This is a genomic window from Streptomyces sp. NPDC006551, assembly GCF_040611675.1.
GTDB lineage: Bacteria > Actinomycetota > Actinomycetes > Streptomycetales > Streptomycetaceae > Streptomyces.
Window position 1 is genome coordinate 1 of the sequence record NZ_JBEXOT010000091.1, and the last position, 3,330, is coordinate 3,330.

Here is a 3,330-nt window from a genome sequence, read left to right on the forward strand (position 1 = left end):
TCCACGTTGCGCCACAGCAGGTCGGGCGTGTTGTCCTTGTTCATGTCCGCGATGTTGACGATGTCGCGGGTGGCGCCCCAGGCCGAGCCCTCCATCAGGGTGGCGGACTGGAAGCTGGCGCCGGTGTAGCCGGACAGGATCCAGAAGGCCGTCCCGGCCCGCAGGGCCAGGTCGGGCAGCTTGTCGCCGGTGATGTCGCCGATCGCCTTCATCTGCGTCCACGTCGACGGCGCGGGCGCGTTGGAAGGCAGTCGGATCTTGATCCGCTCGTCGACGTTGAAGGTGCCGTAGCCGTCACCCGGGTAGAGCCAGAACTGCTTGTCCGGGGTGACCGCGAACATGTCGGTCGACCCGTCGCCCGGGTAGACGTCGTTGTAGTGCGCGATCAGCGACGGCGTGCCGGCGGCGTCGACCCAGTGGTTCGGCGGGTCGACCTTCTTGTCCTTGGTCACGTACGAGGCGGCCAGGCAGCTGTAGAGCTCGCCGCCGGTGCCGGTGGCCGCCGGGTCGACGGGTGCGCCGACGCAGTTCTTCAGCTTGCCGTCCGGGTAGAGCACGAGCAGGTCGGCGATGTCGTCGCCGCCGGTGTCCATGGGGCCGTCCGCCCTGTCGCGCGGCGGCAGGTAGAAGGCGTAGCCCGCCCGGATGCTCTGGTTGCCGTTCGCGTCGTAGGCGTAGACGTTCAGCACGTTCGGGCCCGCGTGCTTGGGCGTCACGTTGGAGAGGGTGACCTTGCCGTTGACGGGGGTCGGCGCGTCGACGAGTGCGTCGCCCTCGAAGGCGTACTTGAACTTGGTCGCGCCGGCCGAGTAGAAGGTGAAGTCACCCGGCGTGCCGAACTTGACCTTCGCCCAGGTCTGGTTGTCCGTGGCCTCCGTGAACACCGTGCTGGTGACATCCGGCTGCGGCGGGGCCGTCGGGTCGACGGTCAGGCGGCACGGGTAGGAGCCGTCCGGGAAGAACGAGGAGACCTCACCCGAGGAGTCCTCGGCGCGCACGTCCCAGTGGTAGACGGTGTTGGCCGTGATGCCCGTCAGCAGCGTATCGGTGGCCTCGATCACCATCTGGCCGTAGCCCGTGGAGGCCGGGGTGACGAGGGACTCCTTCTTGGTGGTCGAGCCGTCCTTCCAGAAACGGAAGCGCAGCTTGGGCAGGGTGCCGTCCGGGTCGTAGCCCTTGGCCTTCAGGGTGATGGTGGTCCGGCCGATGAGGGCGCTGTTGGTCGGGCCGGGCACGCACGCGCCACCCGGCGAGGAGGTGCCGTAGGTCGGCTGGGAGGGCGGACGGTTGTACTGGCCCTCCATCACGGCGCCGGTCGCCTTGAACTTACGCCAGGTCTGGGTGTCGGTCTCGGTCGTGGCGCGCATGCCGAAGGTGATGTTCGCCCAGCCCTTGTCCGCGCCCTCCTGGGCCGCGGACGTCACGGTGAACGCCTCGTACGCGTCCGGGCAGGACGTCGACCAGCCGTGTGCGAAGGACTTCTTGTGCAGGACCCTCGACCAGCTCGGCTGCGCGTTCCACGTCGTACCGGAGGAGATGCCGCCGGTCAGCCAGAACTCCATCTGACGCGTGGTGCAGGACCAGGAGTGGTTGTTCAGGATCTTGAACGTGGCCCAGTCGAACTTCGCGCCCTCGTACGTCTCCGAGAAGCGCATCCGCCAGAACGAACGGGCCAGGCCGCCGGTGTCGCTCTCGTAGCCGACGCGGGCGTCGGAGGTGCCGGAGGAGAAGTTCGTACCGTTCCAGAAGCTGGAGTTCGGGTACTTCTTGTACGCCACCGTCCAGGCCAGCCAGTCGCTGTTGAGCGGCGGGTCGATGAAGACCGGGAACTTCGTGTCCTTGTCGGTGTACAGGCCCGTGGCAGCCGCGTTCAGGTTCAGGGTCGCGGCGCCGGTGCCGTCACCGTCGAGAGCCACGGGGAGCTGGGCGGACTTCGCGCCGGGCTCGATGCCCGTCAGACCCGACAGCTTCAGCACGTCGGCGGCGGTGGCGACCGACGTGCGCTGCGGGGCGCCCGGGGGCAGTTCGGAGTCGCGGCCGTTGGAGTCCCAGGCGAACGGGGTCGGGATGCTGCCGACTTCCCGGCCCGCCTTGTCCAGGACCTGGATCCGGTTCGCCTTGTCGTCCTGGCGGAAGACGGCCGTCTTCGAGCGCAGGCCGTAGGAGACGGTGGCGAGGTCCTTGTTCTGCGCGGCCTCGCGGTCCTTGACGATCAGGAGCTGGCCGAAGCCGCCCTCCTCACGCACCACCAGCAGCAGGTCGACGCCCGGCAGCACCTCGGGGTAGAGGGCGCGCGGACCGTCGAGCACCGGCTCGGGCAGGGCGCCCGGCCAGGTGTAGGCGATGGTGTGCTCGCCGAGGTCGACCTCGGCGAGGACGGTCTCATCGGTCAGCGGCGCGCGGCTGAACGAGCGGTCCGCACGCTCCGAGGCGGAGGCCGTACCGCTGGCGAACCGCACCGGAACGGCGGCGTTGACCGGGCGGATGCCCAGCGAGCCGGCGTTCTTCACCGGACGCAGGGTGGTGTCGATCGGCGCCCACTCGCCCTCGGCGTTCTTCGCACGCTGCGGAAGGGAGTGGATCTGCGTGCGCATCTTGCCGTCGGGCATCGCCCACACGAGCTGCGTCTGGGTGGTCGCCGTGTCGACGAGCACCTTCTTGCCGGTCCGCTTGGCCTCGGCCGCCGCGGCGGCCTCGTTGCGCGGACCGGTCGACGCCTGCTGCGCGTCGGTGGTCTTGGGCCCCTGGCCCGGCAGGAAGCCGCCCGGCTGCCACCAGGGCAACAGAGCGGCGGTGAGTGCGGCCAGTACGAGGCCGAGAGTGAGGGTCAGCCGTGTGCGCGTGCGCACGAACGGGCTGAGAAGACGAGGCGGCGCAGGCACGGCGGTCTACTCCCGTGGAACCAGAGGAATTTCGGACAGCACAGACAGCCCCGTCGGGCGAACCGCGGGGCACAAGGCGCGCACACGATCACACGATCTTCAGGGCGCGTCCATATCTGAAGGCTTTATGAATATGTTATGCGGCGCGTGCTAGGGCGCCGACGGACTGTCAATTTGCTGGACATGGGGGTTTTTGACGGTTTGTTGGGGCGTGAAGATCCTTGTTGCCCCATCTATCGCAAAGGTCGGCAGTGTCAGGGTCTGTTTGCGACTGCACCGTGGTGAATCTCACTCGCGTGGCACCTCGGTCACTCTCCGCGATCTTGTAAATGCGGCGCACATGACAGAAAGTGCGCACGCACGCGTCTGAGAACAGGCGCGTGCTCTTTGGTGTTTCCGCACCTCCTCCGTTGTCTTGTTCGTCTGGGTGGGAGTCGACGCGTATGCG

The 3,330-nt window shown here is 68.0% G+C and carries 1 protein-coding gene; it reads right to left on the reverse strand.

From position 1 onward, the window contains the following. A partial coding sequence (locus tag ABZY12_RS34225; RefSeq protein WP_356897343.1) for a DNRLRE domain-containing protein occupies window positions 1-2,609 on the reverse strand: 2,609 nt, incomplete at its 3' end. Window positions 2,610-3,330: the final 721 nt, after the last annotated feature.